Raw genomic sequence first — 16,497 nt, forward strand, 5'->3', positions numbered from 1 at the left:
GTGGGGCGCGCTTACGGGTTGAGCGTGACGCTGTAGGCGCTCAGTGCCTCGCCGATCGGCTGGTAGTACGAGGTACCACTGCCCTTGCCGGAGGTGATGCCGAGGCCGACGCTGCCGGAGAACAGGCAGCCGCCCGAGTCGCCGGGGTTGGCCAGCGCGTTGGTCTGGATCAGCTGGTACACCGAGCCTTCGGCGTAGTTCACCGTGACGTTCAGCCGCTGCACCGAACCCGAGGTGAGGCGGGTGGTGCTGCCGCTCTTGCTGATCCGCTGCCCGACGGTGGCGGTACCGGCGGAGGCGATCCGCTGGGTGGAGCCGTTCCACAGGGTGACGGCGCCGGGGGCGCTGCCGGTGGTGTTGCGGATCAGGCCGTAGTCGTTGGTCGGGAAGCTGGCTCCCTGCGACGGTCCGACGTTCCACTGCGAGACCGCGCGGGTGCAGTGACCGGCGTCGAGGATGTAGTTCTGGCCGCCGCGGTTGGTGTTGAACCCGACCGAGCACCGGGTGCCGCCGCCGGTGATGGCCTCACCGTTGTAGATCGCGGTGTGCATTTCGCCGGTGGTCCGCTCCACGCGCACGCGGTCGCCGAGTGCTTCGGCGGCTTTGACGAGGGCTTCGGTGCCTTTCGCCGCGTCGGAGATGGTCAAGACCACCTGGTTGGCCTTCGGGTCGAGGCCGATCGACGTGTGCGCGACCGACGGCAGCGCCTGGAGGGCGTTCTGCGCCCCCGCCAGCGCGGCACTGGAGTGTTTGACGATCCGGGCCTGCGCCCCGGTCGCGGTGACCTGGTCCGCGGCGGCCTGGTCGAGGACGTTCACCACCGGCTTGGCGGAGTCGTCGAGATACCCGTCCGCGGCACGGGAGCCGAGCGAAGCGGTGACCTGCTGCAGCTTCTCGACGCTCGCCGTCTGCGTCCGGAGGAACTCGACGGCGGCGGCCTGGCTGATCCCGGCTTCGGCGGCGAGGGAGGTCACCGCCTCGTGCTGCACCGTGGGGGAGTAGCCCGCGATGGTGGTGGCGGTGGCCGTGGACGGGGCGAGGAAGCCGACGACCGCGGCCGCGGCCACCAGTGTCGTGGCGGTACGGGCTAAGGGGTTTGTGCGCATACCGGTGTCTCACTTTCGCGAGGGGACATCCAGCGCGAGGGATGGCCGCGCTGGACACGGTGGGGTAGCCGGGCACGGCCAAGGCGACCCGGCGCCGGTGATCCGGTGCCGATCATGGTGATCCGCCGCCCCGGTGGCGGATACCGACTTTCGTTGGACAGGAAGAAAAATAGGTACCCGCCGTTCGGGCTACCGACGGATACGCGCACAGCAAACGCGCGACTCGCGTGCTCAGACGCGTCATTCGCGTGATCAGGGGCGTAACTCACGTGATCGGCCGCGGAACTCGGGTGTGCGGCCTTTGATCACGCGAGTTACGCCTTTGATCACGTGAGTGCGGTGTCGAAGGCCAGCCGGGCGAAGCGTTCCCCGATGAGCCGGTGCGTGGCCGCGTCCGGGTGGAGGGCGTCGGGCAGCGGCAGCTCGGCGTGGTCCGCCTCGCCGTACAGTTCGAGGCCGTCGAGGTAGCGCAGGTTCGGGTCGGCCGCGCTCCGTTCCTTGACGATGCGGGCGAGTTCGTCGCGGATCACGGTGAGCGTCAGCTTTCCCGAGGCGGTCTCCGCCGGATCGCCGGTGGCCCTGAACCGCACTTTCCCCTCGCGCAGGGCGTCCGGATCGAATTCGCCCGGCCCCGGCGTGTGTTCGTGGATGGGGCAGTGGATCGGCGAGACGACCAGCAACGGCGTGGCGGGGTGGCCTTCCCTGATGGTGTCGAGAAAACCGTGCACCGCCGGGCCGAACGCGCGCAGCCGCATCAGGTCGGCGTTGACGACGTTGATGCCGATCTTGACGCTGATGACGTCGGCCGGTGTGTCCCGCATCGCGCGGGCGGTGAACGGATCGAGCAGCGCGCTGCCGCTGAAGCCCAGGTTGACCAGGTCCACCCCGGCGAGGGCCGCGGCCGTGGCCGGCCACGTCCCGGTCGGGGTCGCCGCGTTGGAACCGTGACTGATGGAGCTGCCGTGGTGCAACCAGGTCTTCCGGCCGTTCGACCGTGCACTGTGGACGGACGCGTCGGTGCGCAGCGCGACCAGGCGGGTCGTCTCGTTGTGCGGCAGCCAGATTTCGACGGTTTTCTCGTGACCGGGCAGGCCGTCGAATCGCAGGGTGCGCACGGGGCCGGGTTCGTGCCGGGCGGCACCGGTGGCCAGGTCGACGCTGATCGTGTCGCCGTCGGCCACGCTCGCCTGCCCCGAGAGCCTGCCGTCGACGAGCAGTTCGTAGACGCCGTCGGGCCGGGGCGGGGTGCCGGCGAAGACCCGTTTGGTGGCAAGCACGTCGAGCTCGACGAGGGAGGCGGTGGTGCGGAAGACCAGCCGCACGCCCGAAGGTTGTGACTCCGCCATGGTCAGCTGGCCGTCGGGGATCTGCCGCCTGGCCCGCGCGGGCAGCCGGTGGGGGAGCACGCCGCGTCCGGTGGATTCGAGGTCGAGCGCGCCGCGGACGAGGTCGGCGGTGATCGGGGTGGTGAGCATTCTTCCGTTCATTTCGTTCGGGGCCAGGCGCGCAGCAGGACGTCGAGCGCGTCGAGGATCTCGGTCCAGCTCTCCTGCGAGCCGGGGGTGCTGTGGCTGAAACCGCCGGCCGCTTCCAAGCCGACGAAGCCGCTGAACACGCTGCCCAGCAGCCTGACCGCGTGCGTCTGATGCGGTTCGGCGAGGTCGTAGCCGCGCAGGATCGCCCGCGTCATTTCGGCGTGGCGGACGCCGGCGCTGGTGGCCGCCTTGTCCGGTGCGAGCCGGAACCTCGCGGCGGTGAACCGGCCGGGGTGTTCGAGGGCGTAGTCGCGGTGGACGTTCGCCAAGGCGATCAGCGCGTCCTTGCCCGCCAGGCCCGCCACCGCGGTGGCGGCGAGATCGGCGAGCTCGGCTAGGGCCAGCAGGGCGATCTCGGTCTTCAGTTCGTGGGCGTTCTTCACGTGCGAATACAGGCTGGCCGTCTTGACGCCGCATCGTTTCGCGAGCTCGGTCGGGGTCACGTGCTCGAAGCCGATTTCGTCGGCAAGCTCCGCGCCCGCCCGGATCACCCGTTCCGTCGTCAGTCCCGCTCGCGCCATGGTCACCACCTTACCATAGTCCATTTGGGAATTGCCTAACGCAATTAGGAAGCCGAAACGTGGGTTCGGTAGCGCCGGGGTCGAAGGAGGCTGGGGCCGGGACGAACGGAGGTGGACGTGATGAACACGGTGGACCCGGCCAAGGCCCGGCATGACCGGCTCGAACGGTGGCGGGGAGATCGCCGCCTGCTCGTGGGCGCGATCCTTGCCTCGGTGGTCACCCTGGCCTGCGGCTTCCTGGCAGGCCACGGGTTCGGCGCGCTCTTCGAGCAGTTCCGCACGATGGCGATCGACAGTGTTTTCGACGACCGCGGTGACGGCGAGCCGCCGTATGGCCCCATCTGGGGGACCTTCGGCCTGCTCGGTTGTCTCGCGGCGGGCAACCTCGCAAGTGCCGCGATGCGGCGTTACCACGGGCGGCGGTCGGGGCCTGCCTTCCCGGCCGTGCTGGCTTTCGCGGCCGGCACGCTCGGCTTCTGGGAATCGTCACGAGGGTGGCTTCCGCCGCTCGCCGTCGGCACGGCGGTCGACCCCGTGTTCCACGAAGACGAAAAGTGGGGGATCTGGGCGTGGTTCCTGTACTACGCCGACAGCTGGGCGCCCGCTGTCCTGCTCGTCCTGACATCGCTGGTCCTGTGGTACGCCATCCGGCTTTCGCGGCACCAAGCCGAACTGGCGCGTACCAGGGAAAGGCTGTTGAGGTACGGCTGCCGGGTGCCCGCCGCGATCGTCGAAGTGAAGGTGCGCAGGGGAGGCGACGAGTCGGGCACCCGTGTCGTCGGCGCGGACGTGACGGTGTCGTTCACCGACCTCGCGGGCGTCCGGCACTGGGTGACCCGCCGCACCGGCGATACCGCGATCTCCGGCGCGGAAGTGCTGTTCGACCCCGCCGCTCCCGGCGACGACAAGAAGATCTTCGTGGCGCTGCGCCGCCACCCCGCCCTCAGCGACTGGCTGCCCGCGAACTGAACTGGAGTGTTCATGCCGCTCACCCTTGTCCGAGGATTCCTGACCGGGATCATCAGCGGGACGACCTTGTGCGCGTTCATCGCCGGCATCGTCATCGAGTACGTTCCGCTGATCGTCACGGGCGTCGGACTCCCGATCGTCTACGGGATCCTGCTCCACCTCGCCGGAGCCCCGCGACGTGCTCGCGAGGCGAAGATCGTTCCGGTGGTCGCACTCGCCAAGATCGAAAGCCTCCGTGCTGGGGGCACGGAGACCGGGGACATCCCGGTCGACTTCGTCTTCACCGTCGCCCCCGAAGACATGGCGACCTTCCGGCTGAAGGTCGCCCACCACATCAACCTGGTCGACATCCCCAACTACCGGCCGGGCGACCTCCTCGTCGTCCGGTACCCGCCGGACCGGCCGTGGAAGGCGGAGGTCGTGGAACGGCCGTCACCGTCGTGGGAACGGCGCGCGGCCGAAGCCACGATCGAATCCGCTCCGGAGTCCAGCCTGGTGCAGGAACCGCCGGAGGGCTGCGGGTTCGCCGCGCTCGCCATCCTCGGGTTCCTGTTCGGCGCGGCGCTGGTGCTGTTCCTGTTCCGTGTGGAGCTGTTCGCGCCGGAAGAGCCTGCCCGGGCGGAAGAAACCCAGCCCGGCGTGACCACCTCCTCGTCGGGATCCGCGACCGTCGACGTCGGCCGATCCCTGCTGGGCGAAGGGGAATTGAGCCGGGTGATCGACTCGCTGGCGCAGGCCGCGGACGTATCGCAGGTGATCACCGCGGTCGTCGAGGACCGGCGGCTGACCGTGGTCTTCGCGCCGACGGGCGCCCAGGTGCCGCGGTTCGACCTCCGCGCGCTGAAGGCCGACCGCGTCCCCGCACTGGTGCGCCGGGCGAACGAGACCATCGACGTCGGGGAACCGCGGACGTGGCAGGTCACGATCGTCCCGTTCGGCACCGCGGTGAGCACCCGGGTGATCGTGACCGGCCCCGACGGCAGTGGCTCACTCGCGGATGGTGGCTGAAGCCTTTCCGTGCTTTCCCGGCGCCGCGCTGCCCGAGTACTCGCCGAGATCGGAGATCAGCGAGGTGAGCTCGGCGTCGTTGTCGTAGCGGCGCTGGTGCAGTTCGGCGATCTTCGCGCCCATCTCGGGATCCGGGTCGTCGGTGACGTCGAAGGAAGCGAACCGGTCGACCAGCGGCAGCCCGACCCGGTCGGTGTTCCGGTGCGCCGGGTGCATGAGGTATTCCCAGTACCCGTCGAGGTCTTCGATCGCGAAGACGGCGCCCCATTCGTAGTCGCCGCCGAAATCGCGGCCGACGACGAAGGACTTCACCGAGGGGATGACCCGGCCCTGGTTGCGGAGGCTTTCCAAGGCTTCTTCGACCTGCTCCGGGGAAGCGTCGGGGCGCAGGGTGAAACGGTTTCCGTGGTAGATCATCGTGTTTCCTTTCCGTTGTTCCGGTTCGGGAGGAGAGCGGCGAGTGCCGCTCCGGCGCCCAGGGCGGCACCGGTCCAGGTGAACGCGCCGGCGATGCCGATGCCCTGGACGAGTGGCTGGACGACGAGAGGGGACAGGAACTGCCCGAGGAAGATCCCGGCGACCAGGCCGCTGAGCACGCGGCCGCGGTGCGCGGGATGGGCGAGGTCGGCCAGGCGCAGGTTGAGGTTCGGGACGACGAGGCCGACCCCGAAGCCTCCGACGAGGAGCCCGGCCACGACCTGGCCGACGGTGCCCGCCGTGCCGATCACCAGCCAGCCCGCGCCCATGAGTGCGACGCTCGCCGTGGTGATCGCCGTGGGGCTGAAGCGCTCACGCAGGCGAGGGAACACCAGGGCACCGGCGACGCTGGTCAGCGTGCTCCCGGCGACCACGGCTCCGACGACGGCGGGACCGCTGCCGAACGCCTCCAGCAGGAAGGGCAACTGCGTCGGCGCCATGTAGAAGGCGAGCGTCACCACCAACGCGAGGACGTAGACGCCGATGACGCGAGCGGGCAGCCGGGTCCGCTCGCGCTCACCGACCGCTGGAGCGCTCCGGACCGGCTCGCGCAGGGACGTGATCGCGAAGATCGCCACGATCACCGAGACCGAATAGATCCAGAACGGCGCCTGCCAGCTCACGGTGGCCAGGACTCCCGCCAAGGGGAGGAAGACGACCCCGCCGAGACTCGCGAAAGCCTGCTGCAACCCGAGGAACGAGGCGCGGCGCTCGCCGGAGAACCAGTCGGTGATCAGGGTGCTGACCGCCGTCATGATCCCGCCGACGGCGAAACCGAGCCCCACCCGGGTGATCAGCAGCAGAACGAGGTCGTCGACGAAGAATCCGGCCGTACCTGAAATCGCGTAGAGGCCGAGGCCCGTCAAGAGCAGGGGGCGGCGTCCGGCGCGGTCGGCGACGATCCCGGACAGCGGCGCGCTGATCGCGATCGCGAGGGAGGTCACGGTCAGCGTCAGCCGCACGAGAAGATCGGAACCGGGTGTACCGGAGAAGACCTCCCGCATCGCGGGCAGGCTGGGCGCGATGATCGCCGCGGCCATGATGGTCAGCGGTGCCGCGGCCAGCACGGTGCCGCGGGCTCGCCGCGTCGGCGCCAAGGTGTTCGTCACGCCATCAATCTCGCAGCGGGACACCGGGGTTCGCGTCGGTGAAAATCGCCTATGTCCGCCCGCCCTCGGTAGCGTGCGGGCATGACCGACGAGATCCTGCCCGCCATCGCCGGAGAGATCCTCACCGGAGAAGCCGCCTTGTCCGTCGCGGGAAAGGACTGGGGGAACCTGATCCACACCAGGCCGGGGCTGGTCGTGAGGCCGGCCTCGGTGACCGACGTGGCCGTCGTGCTCAGGTTCGCCGCCGCGCGAGGACTGCGGGTCGCCGCTCGCGGAGCCGGGCATTCGCCGTACGGGCAGGGACAGGTCGAGGGCGGGATCCTGCTGGACATGACTTCGCTGCCGCCGCACCGGGTGGTCACCGGCGAACTGGTGTCGGTGGACGCGGGCGCCCGCTGGCGGGAAGTGCTCGAGACGACCTTGCCGTATGGGCTGGCACCTCCGGTGCTCACCGACTACCTCGAACTGACGGTCGCCGGCACGCTGGTGGTCGGCGGGATCGGCGGCGCCACCCACCATCACGGCACGCAGACCGACGGCGTGGAGGCGCTGGAGGTCGTCACCGGTGCCGGAGAGGTGATCACCTGCTCACGCGAGAGCGACGAGGATCTGTTCGACGCGGTCCTCGGCGGCCTGGGGCAATGCGGGGTGATCACCCGCGCGACCCTGCGGCTGACCCCGGCCCCGGCGCGGGCCCGGCGGTGGAAGCTCTACTACGACTTGCTTCCGGCGTTCTTGGCGGACCAGCGCGCCGTCGTCCGTGACGGCCGTTTCGACTACGTGGAGGGCCAGCTGATCCCCGTCGGCGACGGGTGGCGGTACATGCTGGAGGCGGTCGCCTACTACTCGCCGCCCGCCGGGCCGGACGAGGCCGCGTTGCTGGACTCGCTCGGTTTCGGCGAATCCGAAGCCGAGGACACGGGGTATTTCGACTTCCTGAACCGGATGGCGGACGGGGAGGCGGCCTTGCGTGCGGAAGGAAGCTGGTTCCATCCGCATCCGTGGCTGAACGTGTTCCTCACCGACGACACGGTCGAGCGGTTCGTCGCCGAAATTCTCGCCGCCACCGGTGAACGCGAACTCGGTGCCACGGGGCTGGTCCTGCTCTACCCGGTGCGGAACGACCGGTTGAAGACTCCGCTGTTCGCCGTGCCGCCGGGGGAAATCTCCTGGCTGTTCTCTCCGCTGCGCGTCGGTTCGCCCCGCGATCCGCTGCACAACGCACGCCTGCTGGAGCTCAATGTGGACCTCTACCGGAAGGCACGCGACCTCGGCGGGAAGGTCTACCCGTCGAACGCGCTGCCGATGTCCACAGAGGACTGGCGCGCGCACTTCGGCGAGGCTTGGCCGAAACTCGCCGGTGCCAAGGCCCGGTACGCGCCGGGGAACCTGCTCAACCCCGGCCAGTGCCTGCGGGTGCCTTGAGGTCCGCGGCCACTGGTAGAAATGTCCGATGCGGGATTTCTTCAGGGGTTTCCGGATGTTCGGGCAAGGCCTGGGCATCCTTCTGCGGTCGCCGAGACTGCTGCTGATCGGCGCGCTGCCCGCGTTGCTGACCACGCTGCTGCTCATCGGCGGCATCGTCGCGCTGGCGTTCTGGATCGATGATCTCTCGCTCCTGATCACCCCGTTCGCCGACGACTGGTCGCCGGGCTGGCAGACGACGATCCGGGTGGCGGTCGGCGTCGCGGTGTTCGGGGCGGTGCTGGCCATCGCCATGATCGGGTTCACGGCGATCACCCTCGCCGTCGGCGGTCCGTTCTACGAGCACATCGCGGAAAAGGTCGAGGACGATCTCGGTGGCGTGCCGGGCGCGGTGGACCTCTCGTGGTGGCGGTTGCTGGTGCTGGGCCTGAAGGACGGCCTCGCGCTCGTGCTCCGCTCGCTGCTGTTCACGATCCCGCTGCTGATCGCGGGCTTCATCCCCGTGGTGGGGCAAACGGTCGTGCCGGTCCTGCTGGCCTTGGTGACGGCGTGGTTCCTCGCGCTGGAGCTGATCGCCGTGCCGTTCTACCGGCGCGGGATGGGCTTGAAGCAGCGGCGGCCGCTGCTGCGACGGCACCGCGCGCTCGCCCTCGGGCTGGGGCTTCCGGTGTCGCTGCTGTGCCTGATCCCGTTCGCCGCGCTGATCGTGATGCCGGTGGGCTTCGTCGGTGGCGTGCTCGTCGCCCGTGAGGTCCTCGCGGCGGAGGCGGACTGAGCTTCGTCTGTGTCAGATGACGCAGACACCGCGGCTCCCCGGCGCCATCGTTTGGCGGACACTGAGGGGAGCTTCCGATGAAGAGAGCACTGTTCCTGGCCGCCGCCATACCGATCGCGGCCCTGCTGACGACCGGTCCGGCCGTCGCCGTCGAAGGAGTCGTGTCCGGGGTGGTCAAAGCCGCGGACTCCGGAGAGCCGATCGCCGGAGCCTGCGTGACGCTGTTCGATCTCGACCTGAAGGAGACGGGCTCGGGATGCGCGGGCACGGACGGCCGCTACGAGATCCCCGGCGTCGTTCCCGGCAAGTACAAGGCACGCGCGACCGCCGCCGGATACGCCGAACTTTGGGCCTACAACAAGGGAAGCGCGCTCGCCGCGGAGGTGCTGGACCTGCCGCACGGACTGGACTTCGGGTTGCGGAAGGGCACGGCCACCGTTCGCGGGCAGATCACCGACCAGGGAAAGCCCGCCGCGGGCGCGTCGGTGAGCCTCACCGACCAGAACCAGCGGTGGTGGTCGACGGTCCTCACCGCGGCGGACGGCACGTACTCCTTCAGCGGCGTGAAGGCGGACACCTACACCATGGCGATCACCTACGGCGATCGCACGCAATGGATCCGGCAGAAGGCGAGCTTCCCGGAGGCGGAGACCTTCACCGTCGCCGATGACCAGGTCGCCGTCGTCGACGAGGCCATCGCACCGTACGGAAAGCTCCGGGTCGTCGCGACGGACGAGAAGACCGGTGCGCCCGTCGCGGGTGCGTGCTCGCAGGTCGAACAAGGGCACCCGCCGCAGCTGCGGAAATGCGCCGGCGCGGACGGTGTCATGCTCTACGAGGACATGCCGCCGTTCGGCTACTACACGCTGAGCGTCTGGGGGCCGGACGGTTCCTACCAGCCGGTGAACGGGGAGCGGGTCGATCTGGCCCCGGGGGAGACGACCGAATTCCGGGCGTCGATGAAACCCGCCGCTTCGATCGTGACCACCGTGCGGGACGCGAAGACCAAGGCACCGCTGGCGCGGGTCTGCGTCGACACCTACGCCCTTCCGGTCGTCGGTGTCCTCGACGCCGACTACCTGTACCACTGCAGCGACGAGAACGGGAAGCTGGTGATCGGGCCGATCGAGCCCGGCGCGTACAAGCTGCTGGTCAAGTCGCTGGACGAGCGGTACGGCATGCAGTGGGCCGGGACGGACGGCGGCACCGGCGACATCGGGCAGGCCCGCACGGTCACCGCCGAACTCGGCAAGGTGGTCACGACGCCGGACATCAGGATGGATCCCGCCGGGACGATCACCGGCAAGGTCACCGATCGCGCCACGGCGGCTCCGGTGGGCGGCGTCTGCGTCTATCCGTACGCGGTCGACCCCCGGATCGGCTTCCGCTTCGACGTCAACTGCAGCCGGAGCGACGGGACCTACACGATCAAGGGTCTCGGACCGTACAAGTGGCCGCTCGAGTTCGCGTCGTCCCGAGGCGACTATGCGTGGCAGTGGTCGGGAGGCGCCGCGGACCGGTTCGCCGCCTCTCCGGTGCGGGTGCGGCCCGGCACGACGGTGACCGAGAACGCCGCGCTCGTGCCGAACGGCTCGGTCACCGGGCGGATCCTCGGCGCGGACGGCAAGCCCACCTTCGGGTACGTGTACACCTACAACGCGCGCACCGGAGACATCGTCGACTGGACCACGCCGGACTCGAACGGGCAGTACACCGTCAACGGCCTCACCACGGAGAAGGTCAAGATCAGGTACTACACCGACCGCGAATGCTGGCACCGTGACGCGGCCGATTTCGCTTCCGCCACACCGATTCCGGTCATCGCCGGGCAGACCACCGGCGGAGTGGACCTCGGCCCCTGCCGCCGCTGAGGCAGGTTGGTCGTGAGTGATCCGGGTCGTTCCAGCGACCCGGACCACTCACGAGGTCCAGCAGGTGTTGTCCCGTGACTGGATGGACGACACGCGTGATCCGGTCAGTCACGCGATAGCGCCATCCGCGCACCGTCGTGAAGGCCTCCTTCCCTACCCTCACGGTAGGGAAGGAGGCCTTCACGGATCAGGACGTCCTAGCCGATGGGTTCGATCCAGATGTTGCGGAACCGCGGGTTCTCGCCGGGATCCCCGTGATCCTGCAGCCGGATGGCGCCCGGTGCCGCGCTTTCCGGGATGCTGTCGCCCGTCCCGCCGTCGATCGCCACGTCGTTGTGGACGACGACGCCGTTCCAGACCACGGTCACCCTGGCGTTGTCGGTCTTGTTCCCGGCACCGTCGAACCGTGCGGCCCGGAAGGTGACGTCGTAGGTCTGCCAGGTTCCGGGAGCCGTCGCCATGTTCCGGTCAGGTGCCTTCTTCGAGTAGATCGCGCCCGCTTCGTTGTTGGCGAGCGTGGTGTCCCCGAAGGATTCGAGCACCTGTAGCTCGTAGCGTTCCTGGAGGTAGACGCCGCTGTTGCCCCTGGCCTGTCCGGTGACCTCGGGCGGATAGTTCGGTTCGTTCCACTCGACGTGCAGCCGGAAATCACCGAACTGCTGTTTCGTGCGGATGTCCCCGCCGTACGACTCCATCGCACCGCCGGTCACCGGCCAGGTCGCGGCGCCGCCCGCGCGTTTCTCCCACGCGTTCAGATCGGTGCCCTTGAACAACTGGATCCGCTTGGACTCGGTCACGGTGAGACTGTCGAGATTGACGTTGCCCGCGTCGCCCGTGTCGTAGCGGTAGGAGATCGTGTTCGACCCGGCTTTCAGGTTCAGCGTCTCGGGTTGCGTGTTCCAGGTGTCCCAGTTGCCGGTACTGGCGAGCCGGACCTGTTTCACCTTCGTCCCGTTGACGTAGACGGTCACCGATTTGGTCCCCGGCGCCGGATCCGGGCCGTTCGAGTAGCGCAAGGCCGCGTTGTAGGCCCCGGACTTCGGCGCGTTCACGGTGAACGTCGTCGCGGCGCCCTGATTCCAGTAGCCGTCGACGAATCCGGTGCCCGTGTAGCCGGCGTGGTTCGTGTTCGTCCCGGCGCCACCGCTCAGCGCGGCCCGCTCGGCCTCGTAGGTGGTGCTCGCCGCCGGTCCACCGACCAGCGAGTTCAACGTGTACCAGGCTTCGGTGCTCCACAGCGCCGCACCGGATTCCGCCGCGAACGGGCGCGGCGACCGCACGTGGACCACGTGCCCTGCCTTCAATCCCGACATCTGCAGCGTGACCTTCTTGCGGTCGGCCGAGAGGCTCGCGGACGTGACGGACAGGGTCTGCTCGTCGATCTTCGGTCCGCCGTACGCGGAAGTGGGCTGGTAGCGCCATTGCTGGGCCTGGTACTTCGCCGCGAGGTTCTGCGCGGTCTCGGCCGACAGCGGCTGGGTGTACTCCAGCTCGAACCCGCCCGCGACGGCCCGCATGGCGCGGATGTCGAAGGCGTTCGTGCCGTTGGGGGTCACCTTCTGGAGGCCGTAGGCGAGTTTGCCGGGCTGGCCCCAGTTGCCGCCGCCGTCGATCCCGCCGGTGTAGATCGCGCCGTCGGGGCCGAGGCTGATCCGGCTGACACCGGACTCGAGCCCTTGCGTGAGGCGGAAAACGGCACCCTGATACTCGCCGTTGACCTTCTCCAGGAACGCTCGCTGAAGCCCGCCGTAGGTCACGTCGCCGTACACCATCTGCCCGGCGAACGGACCCTGCGACAACAGGACCATATTGCTCGGTGAGTTCGCGATCTCGTTGTGCGGCAACCACAACACCGGCGCGGTGACCGGCTTCGAGTCGAACGGGCCAGGGGGATTGGTGTAGTGGTTGAAGAACCGGTCCTGCTTGACCCGCACCAGCTTGTTCACCGGCAGCCAGCCGCCCTGGTTGTCCGTGACGAAGACGTCGCCTTCCGGTCCCCAGCCGATGCCGTGCGGCGTACGCAGCCCGCCGGCGATGTAGGAAACCTTGCCGGTGGCCTTTTCGACCTTGATCGTCGTGCCGCGGTTCGGCGCGGGCTGCGGGTCGGTGGTGGCGCCGCCGTAGTTGATGGACACGGAAAGGTTGGCGTAGAAGAAGCCGTCCTTGTACAGCAGGCCGAACGCGAACTCGTGGAAGTTGCCGCCGAACGGCCAGGTGGCCACGGTGCGGTAGTCGTCGGTCACGCCGTCGCCGTTGGTGTCGTTCAGTTCGACAAGCCGCGTCTTCTCCGACACATACAGCTTGCCGTCGACGTACTTGACGCCCATCGGTTCCTTCAGCCCGCTGGCGACGCGCTGGGTGCGGACCTTGCTAGGGTCGGTGTTCCCGCTGACGTTGCTCAGCAGGTGGACCTCGCCGAGGACCTTGTCGGAGCCGCCCCACGTCGCGATGGCGAGCCGTCCGTCCGGCAGCCAGTCCATGCCGGTGACCTGCGGCTGGAAACCCTCGGGACGCAGATTCGTCAGGGTGAAACCGGGGTGGACGCCGTTCAGCGGCAGACCGTCACCGGGCGAATCCGTGGCCCCCTCGCATTCCTTGCGCCCCGGCGAGGTCACCCGGACGACGTCGGCGTCGGTGCTGAGCACCGAATTCGGCACCAGCGCGAAGTCCGCCGCGCCCGGTGGCCGCCATTCGAGGGTGACCTGCTGGTCGTGGAGGTTGTCGAAATGGTCGATCCGCAGCGCGTGATACCCGGTGCCCAGCTGGACCGAACCGGTCGCGGGGGTCGCGCCGTGCAGGCCGTCGTGGTTGATCACCGTCTGGCCGTCGATCCGGAGCCGGGAGCCGTCGTCGCTGGTGAGCCGGAATTCGTACTGCCCGGCGGTGGCGATGTTGATGTTGCCGATGACCTCGGAGACGAACTGCTCGTTGAGCCCGAAGTCGGCGGTGGCGGTCCAGTTGATCGTCGGCATCAGCTTGTCGACGTTGGGTGTCTGGCCGGATTTGATCGCGCAGAGCTTGGTGAGCTCGCGCTGGAGGTCGTACGTGCGGAGCGTGACACCGGGTTGCTGGGGTGGGATGGCCGCTTGTGCCGGGGCTGTCACCAGCCCGGACACTGCCGTGACCAGCGCCAGCGAGGCGACGATGGACCGGCTGAAGCGCTTGCGGACGGACGGAAGCATCGTTGCTCCTCGGGTCGGCGGCGGAGCACTCTGTGACGACGCTGAACCTAAGAGGACTTTCGGTTGAAGTCAACGAAAGTGTGTACAGAACGGACGAAAGTTAGTCCGAACGGTCCCTCGGCTAGAGTTGCGGCCGGAGCGTGGGGAGGGCGAGTGACCAGGGGATCGGACGAGTCCCGGCTGCGTTCGGCCGTTCTCGCGCAGGCTTGGGAACGCATCGGCGGTGTCGAGGTCCTGTCCTCGGCCGACGGCGGCCCGCTGACCCGGACGATCAAGAAGATCATCGACCCGCTGGTGATCCGCACCGCAGCGCGGCCCCGGCTCGGCCGCCCGGTGCTGGATCCGGCCACGGCGGCCGAGCTGACGGAAATGCTGCTGGCCGACGCGGACAGGCTGCGCGCGACGGCCGCGTGGTTCACCCACCTCAAACGGCAGCGCCGCGCTCTGCGCATCACGGCGGGCAACGTCCAGGACGTGTGTTTCCCGCTGGCGTACGAATTGGCGACAGGGTTCGGGTCGCCGGGACCGGACGCGGCGGAGACGGCCGCGGCGGCGTTGCGGGACCTGCACGGTGAGGGCGGCGCGGTAGGCGTCGATCAGCTCACCGCGTACCTCGCCGATCCGCGGCACTCGGCTGGGTTGACCGCCGAACTGCGGCGCCGCTGGCACGCCGAAACCGCCGTACCACAGGACATCACCGCGCTCCGGGCGTTCGTCGACGGGCTTTCCGACTCCACCTGGCGTGCTCTCGCCGATTCGGCCGCCGGGCACGCTCTCGGATTGATGTTGCGGGAGCCGGGCGGAGCCCGCGCCTTGAGCGAAGTCGTCCAAGGGATTTCCGGGCGGCGCACACCGGATCTCGGTCTGCAGCGCGGGGATCGCACCGCCGTCCCGCCGCTGAACCGCAGCGGCGAAATCGGCACCGAACTCCTGGAGCGCAGTGTCGAGCGGCGGGTACGCGCGACCCTGCGCCGTCTTCCGCCGGACGAGCGGATTTCCGTCGAAGACCTCGTCGACGACGAACTCACCAGGGTCGCCGCCGGATTCGGGCTCGGTTTACCCGCGCTGGCCGCGTGTTTCGCGCTCGGTGTCGTCCTCGCGCCCGCGCTTCGGCCGCTCGACGGCACGGCTCCCGCCGAGGTTCCCGAATTCGCGCGGCAGCTCAATGCGCAGGTCGCCCGCGAGGGGTACGTCCTGCACGCACGCCGAGCCCTGGCCGGTGCCACGCCGCTCACTCCGCGGCCCGACGCCGAACTCCTGCGCGATCTTCGCGAGTTCGCCAAGCACTTCCTCGGCAGGCTGTGGGTCCGGCTGCACGGCTTCGACGTCCGCGGCGATCTGCCCGCCGATGCCTCCGACGTACGCGACCTCGTCACCGGGGTGGTCCGCTCGACCTCGCTGGACTTGCGGACGAAGGTGCGGCGCGCGCTCATGGCCCGGCTGCCGGATCTGGAGGCCGTGTCGTGACGCATCCGGTGCACACACCCGTCATCGCGGCCGACGGAGCGCTCATCCGCTTCGCCCTGGCCGACCTCCTCGCCGGCCGTACCGCCACGATGCACGTCGAACTCACAGATGCCGGGGTCGCCGAACCGTGGCTCACCCGGCTCGTCGGCCCGGAAGCCACTCTCGTCGCACTCGGCCGAGGCCAAGCGGAAGTCGCCGCCCGGCCGGAACTCGGCAGGCTCGCCTTGCTGCTGTGGCTCCGTCGCTGGTGGCCCGCCGGCCCGTCGCTCGGGATTCCTTCGCTGGACCCGGCGTTGCTGGACCTCGAAACGGCGGTCGCGACGGCCGACGTCGAGGACCTGGCCGAAGGTCTTCTCGACGGGTTCGAAGCTTCCCCGGCCGAGTTGTTCGACGCGGCGATCGCGGAGGACGCCCTCTTGGCGGCGGCCTCGCCGGTCGCAGAGGAAGTCCGGGGACTGTGCGCCCGTCTCGCCGCCTGGTTCGACGGCGAGGACGACGTCGTGCGCGCCGAGGCCGCGGCGGAAATGTCGGCACGGCTGGAAAAGGCGACACCCGGCCAACGCGCGTACGCGCTGGCCGCGGGTCTCGATCCGCTCGCACCCGGCGAAGGAGTACTGGCGGCCGGACACGCGAGCATCGACTGGGCGCGGGTCCCACCCGGGATCCTGGACGCCGGCGAGGACACGGTGACCTGGCGGATCGTCGCCGCCGCGGCCGCCGCCAGGCTCGAAGTCGTCGTCGCGGGCGCGTTCGCCGACGCGGCCATCACCGCGTTCGCGAGGCACGCGGGCGAGCTGTTCGCCGAGGTGCCGCTGGAGCTGGGCCCGGGGCGTTTCTCCGGCACGGCGGAGTTGGACGAAACCGCGACGAGGCTGGCCGCCGGAGTCCATAGTGGACAGATCACGGTCGCCGTCGGCGTCGCGGACGAGGGCGTCGCCGGGACCACGGTGGAAGACCGGGCCGAAGTGGTCGCGCTCGTCCGGGCGCGTCCTCCGGCGGCCAGGACGCTCGCCGAACGGGCGGCGGCCGCTTCCGCCGACGAGGAGTTCTGA

13 protein-coding genes are annotated in these 16,497 nt (G+C 69.3%); 7 read left to right on the plus strand and 6 right to left on the minus strand.

Annotated elements, in window-relative coordinates; genetic code table 11:
* Nucleotides 1-11 precede the first annotated feature (11 nt).
* From ACZ1DY_RS19655 to ACZ1DY_RS19665, 3 genes are all read right to left on the minus strand, one after another.
* Nucleotides 12-1,106, minus strand: coding sequence for a S1 family peptidase (locus ACZ1DY_RS19655; RefSeq protein ID WP_126736989.1), 1,095 nt, complete (start codon nucleotides 1,104-1,106; stop codon nucleotides 12-14).
* 326 nt (nucleotides 1,107-1,432) lie between these two features.
* On the minus strand, nucleotides 1,433-2,581 hold the full coding sequence (locus tag ACZ1DY_RS19660; RefSeq protein WP_257487302.1) for an SGNH/GDSL hydrolase family protein: 1,149 nt from the start codon (nucleotides 2,579-2,581) through the stop codon (nucleotides 1,433-1,435).
* 8 nt (nucleotides 2,582-2,589) lie between these two features.
* A complete protein-coding gene (locus ACZ1DY_RS19665; RefSeq protein ID WP_465485284.1) occupies nucleotides 2,590-3,162 on the minus strand; it encodes a TetR/AcrR family transcriptional regulator in 573 nt (190 codons plus the stop codon).
* A gap of 120 nt (nucleotides 3,163-3,282) precedes the next feature.
* On the opposite strand from ACZ1DY_RS19665, the gene ACZ1DY_RS19670 reads away from it, so the two are divergent.
* Nucleotides 3,283-4,131 (plus strand): hypothetical protein, encoded by an 849-nt coding sequence (locus tag ACZ1DY_RS19670; protein ID WP_465485285.1) that lies wholly within the window; start codon nucleotides 3,283-3,285, stop codon nucleotides 4,129-4,131.
* Nucleotides 4,132-4,143: 12 nt separating this feature from the next.
* Nucleotides 4,144-5,139, plus strand: coding sequence for a hypothetical protein (locus tag ACZ1DY_RS19675; protein WP_465485286.1), 996 nt, complete (start codon nucleotides 4,144-4,146; stop codon nucleotides 5,137-5,139).
* On the opposite strand, the gene ACZ1DY_RS19680 is transcribed toward ACZ1DY_RS19675, so the two are convergent.
* On the minus strand, nucleotides 5,119-5,556 hold the full coding sequence (locus ACZ1DY_RS19680; protein WP_465485287.1) for a Dabb family protein: 438 nt from the start codon (nucleotides 5,554-5,556) through the stop codon (nucleotides 5,119-5,121). The two genes, ACZ1DY_RS19675 and ACZ1DY_RS19680, sit on opposite strands and share 21 nt — an antisense overlap.
* Nucleotides 5,553-6,725: an MFS transporter gene (locus ACZ1DY_RS19685; RefSeq protein ID WP_465485288.1), complete on the minus strand. Its 1,173-nt coding sequence runs from the start codon at nucleotides 6,723-6,725 to the stop codon at nucleotides 5,553-5,555. The genes ACZ1DY_RS19680 and ACZ1DY_RS19685 overlap by 4 nt, the downstream gene beginning before the upstream one ends.
* An 81-nt stretch (nucleotides 6,726-6,806) precedes the next feature.
* Here ACZ1DY_RS19685 and ACZ1DY_RS19690 point away from each other — a divergent pair, with 81 nt between their 5' ends.
* The 3 genes from ACZ1DY_RS19690 (at nucleotide 6,807) to ACZ1DY_RS19700 (ending at nucleotide 10,796) form a co-directional block, all read left to right on the plus strand.
* A complete protein-coding gene (locus tag ACZ1DY_RS19690) occupies nucleotides 6,807-8,150 on the plus strand; it encodes an FAD-binding protein (RefSeq protein WP_465485289.1) in 1,344 nt (447 codons plus the stop codon).
* A 28-nt stretch (nucleotides 8,151-8,178) separates the two neighbouring features.
* The gene (locus tag ACZ1DY_RS19695; protein WP_257487295.1) at nucleotides 8,179-8,925 is read left to right on the plus strand and encodes an EI24 domain-containing protein; all 747 of its coding nucleotides are present in this window, start codon (nucleotides 8,179-8,181) and stop codon (nucleotides 8,923-8,925) included.
* A gap of 77 nt (nucleotides 8,926-9,002) precedes the next feature.
* Entirely contained in the window at nucleotides 9,003-10,796 is a 1,794-nt protein-coding gene (locus tag ACZ1DY_RS19700; RefSeq protein WP_465485290.1) for an MSCRAMM family protein, read from the plus strand.
* Nucleotides 10,797-10,993: 197 nt separating this feature from the next.
* On the opposite strand, the gene ACZ1DY_RS19705 is transcribed toward ACZ1DY_RS19700, so the two are convergent.
* The gene (locus tag ACZ1DY_RS19705; RefSeq protein WP_465485291.1) at nucleotides 10,994-13,978 is read right to left on the minus strand and encodes a 3-keto-alpha-glucoside-1,2-lyase-like domain-containing protein; all 2,985 of its coding nucleotides are present in this window, start codon (nucleotides 13,976-13,978) and stop codon (nucleotides 10,994-10,996) included.
* Nucleotides 13,979-14,131: 153 nt separating this feature from the next.
* On the opposite strand from ACZ1DY_RS19705, the gene ACZ1DY_RS19710 reads away from it, so the two are divergent.
* Together ACZ1DY_RS19710 and ACZ1DY_RS19715 are read left to right on the plus strand one after the other, a co-directional pair.
* Complete coding sequence (locus ACZ1DY_RS19710; protein WP_465485292.1) at nucleotides 14,132-15,445, plus strand: hypothetical protein; 1,314 nt, start codon at nucleotides 14,132-14,134, stop codon at nucleotides 15,443-15,445.
* On the plus strand, nucleotides 15,442-16,497 hold the full coding sequence (locus tag ACZ1DY_RS19715; RefSeq protein ID WP_465485293.1) for a hypothetical protein: 1,056 nt from the start codon (nucleotides 15,442-15,444) through the stop codon (nucleotides 16,495-16,497). Before ACZ1DY_RS19710 ends, ACZ1DY_RS19715 begins: the two co-directional genes overlap by 4 nt.

It is taken from the genome of Amycolatopsis sp. PSD-21, from assembly GCF_055561455.1.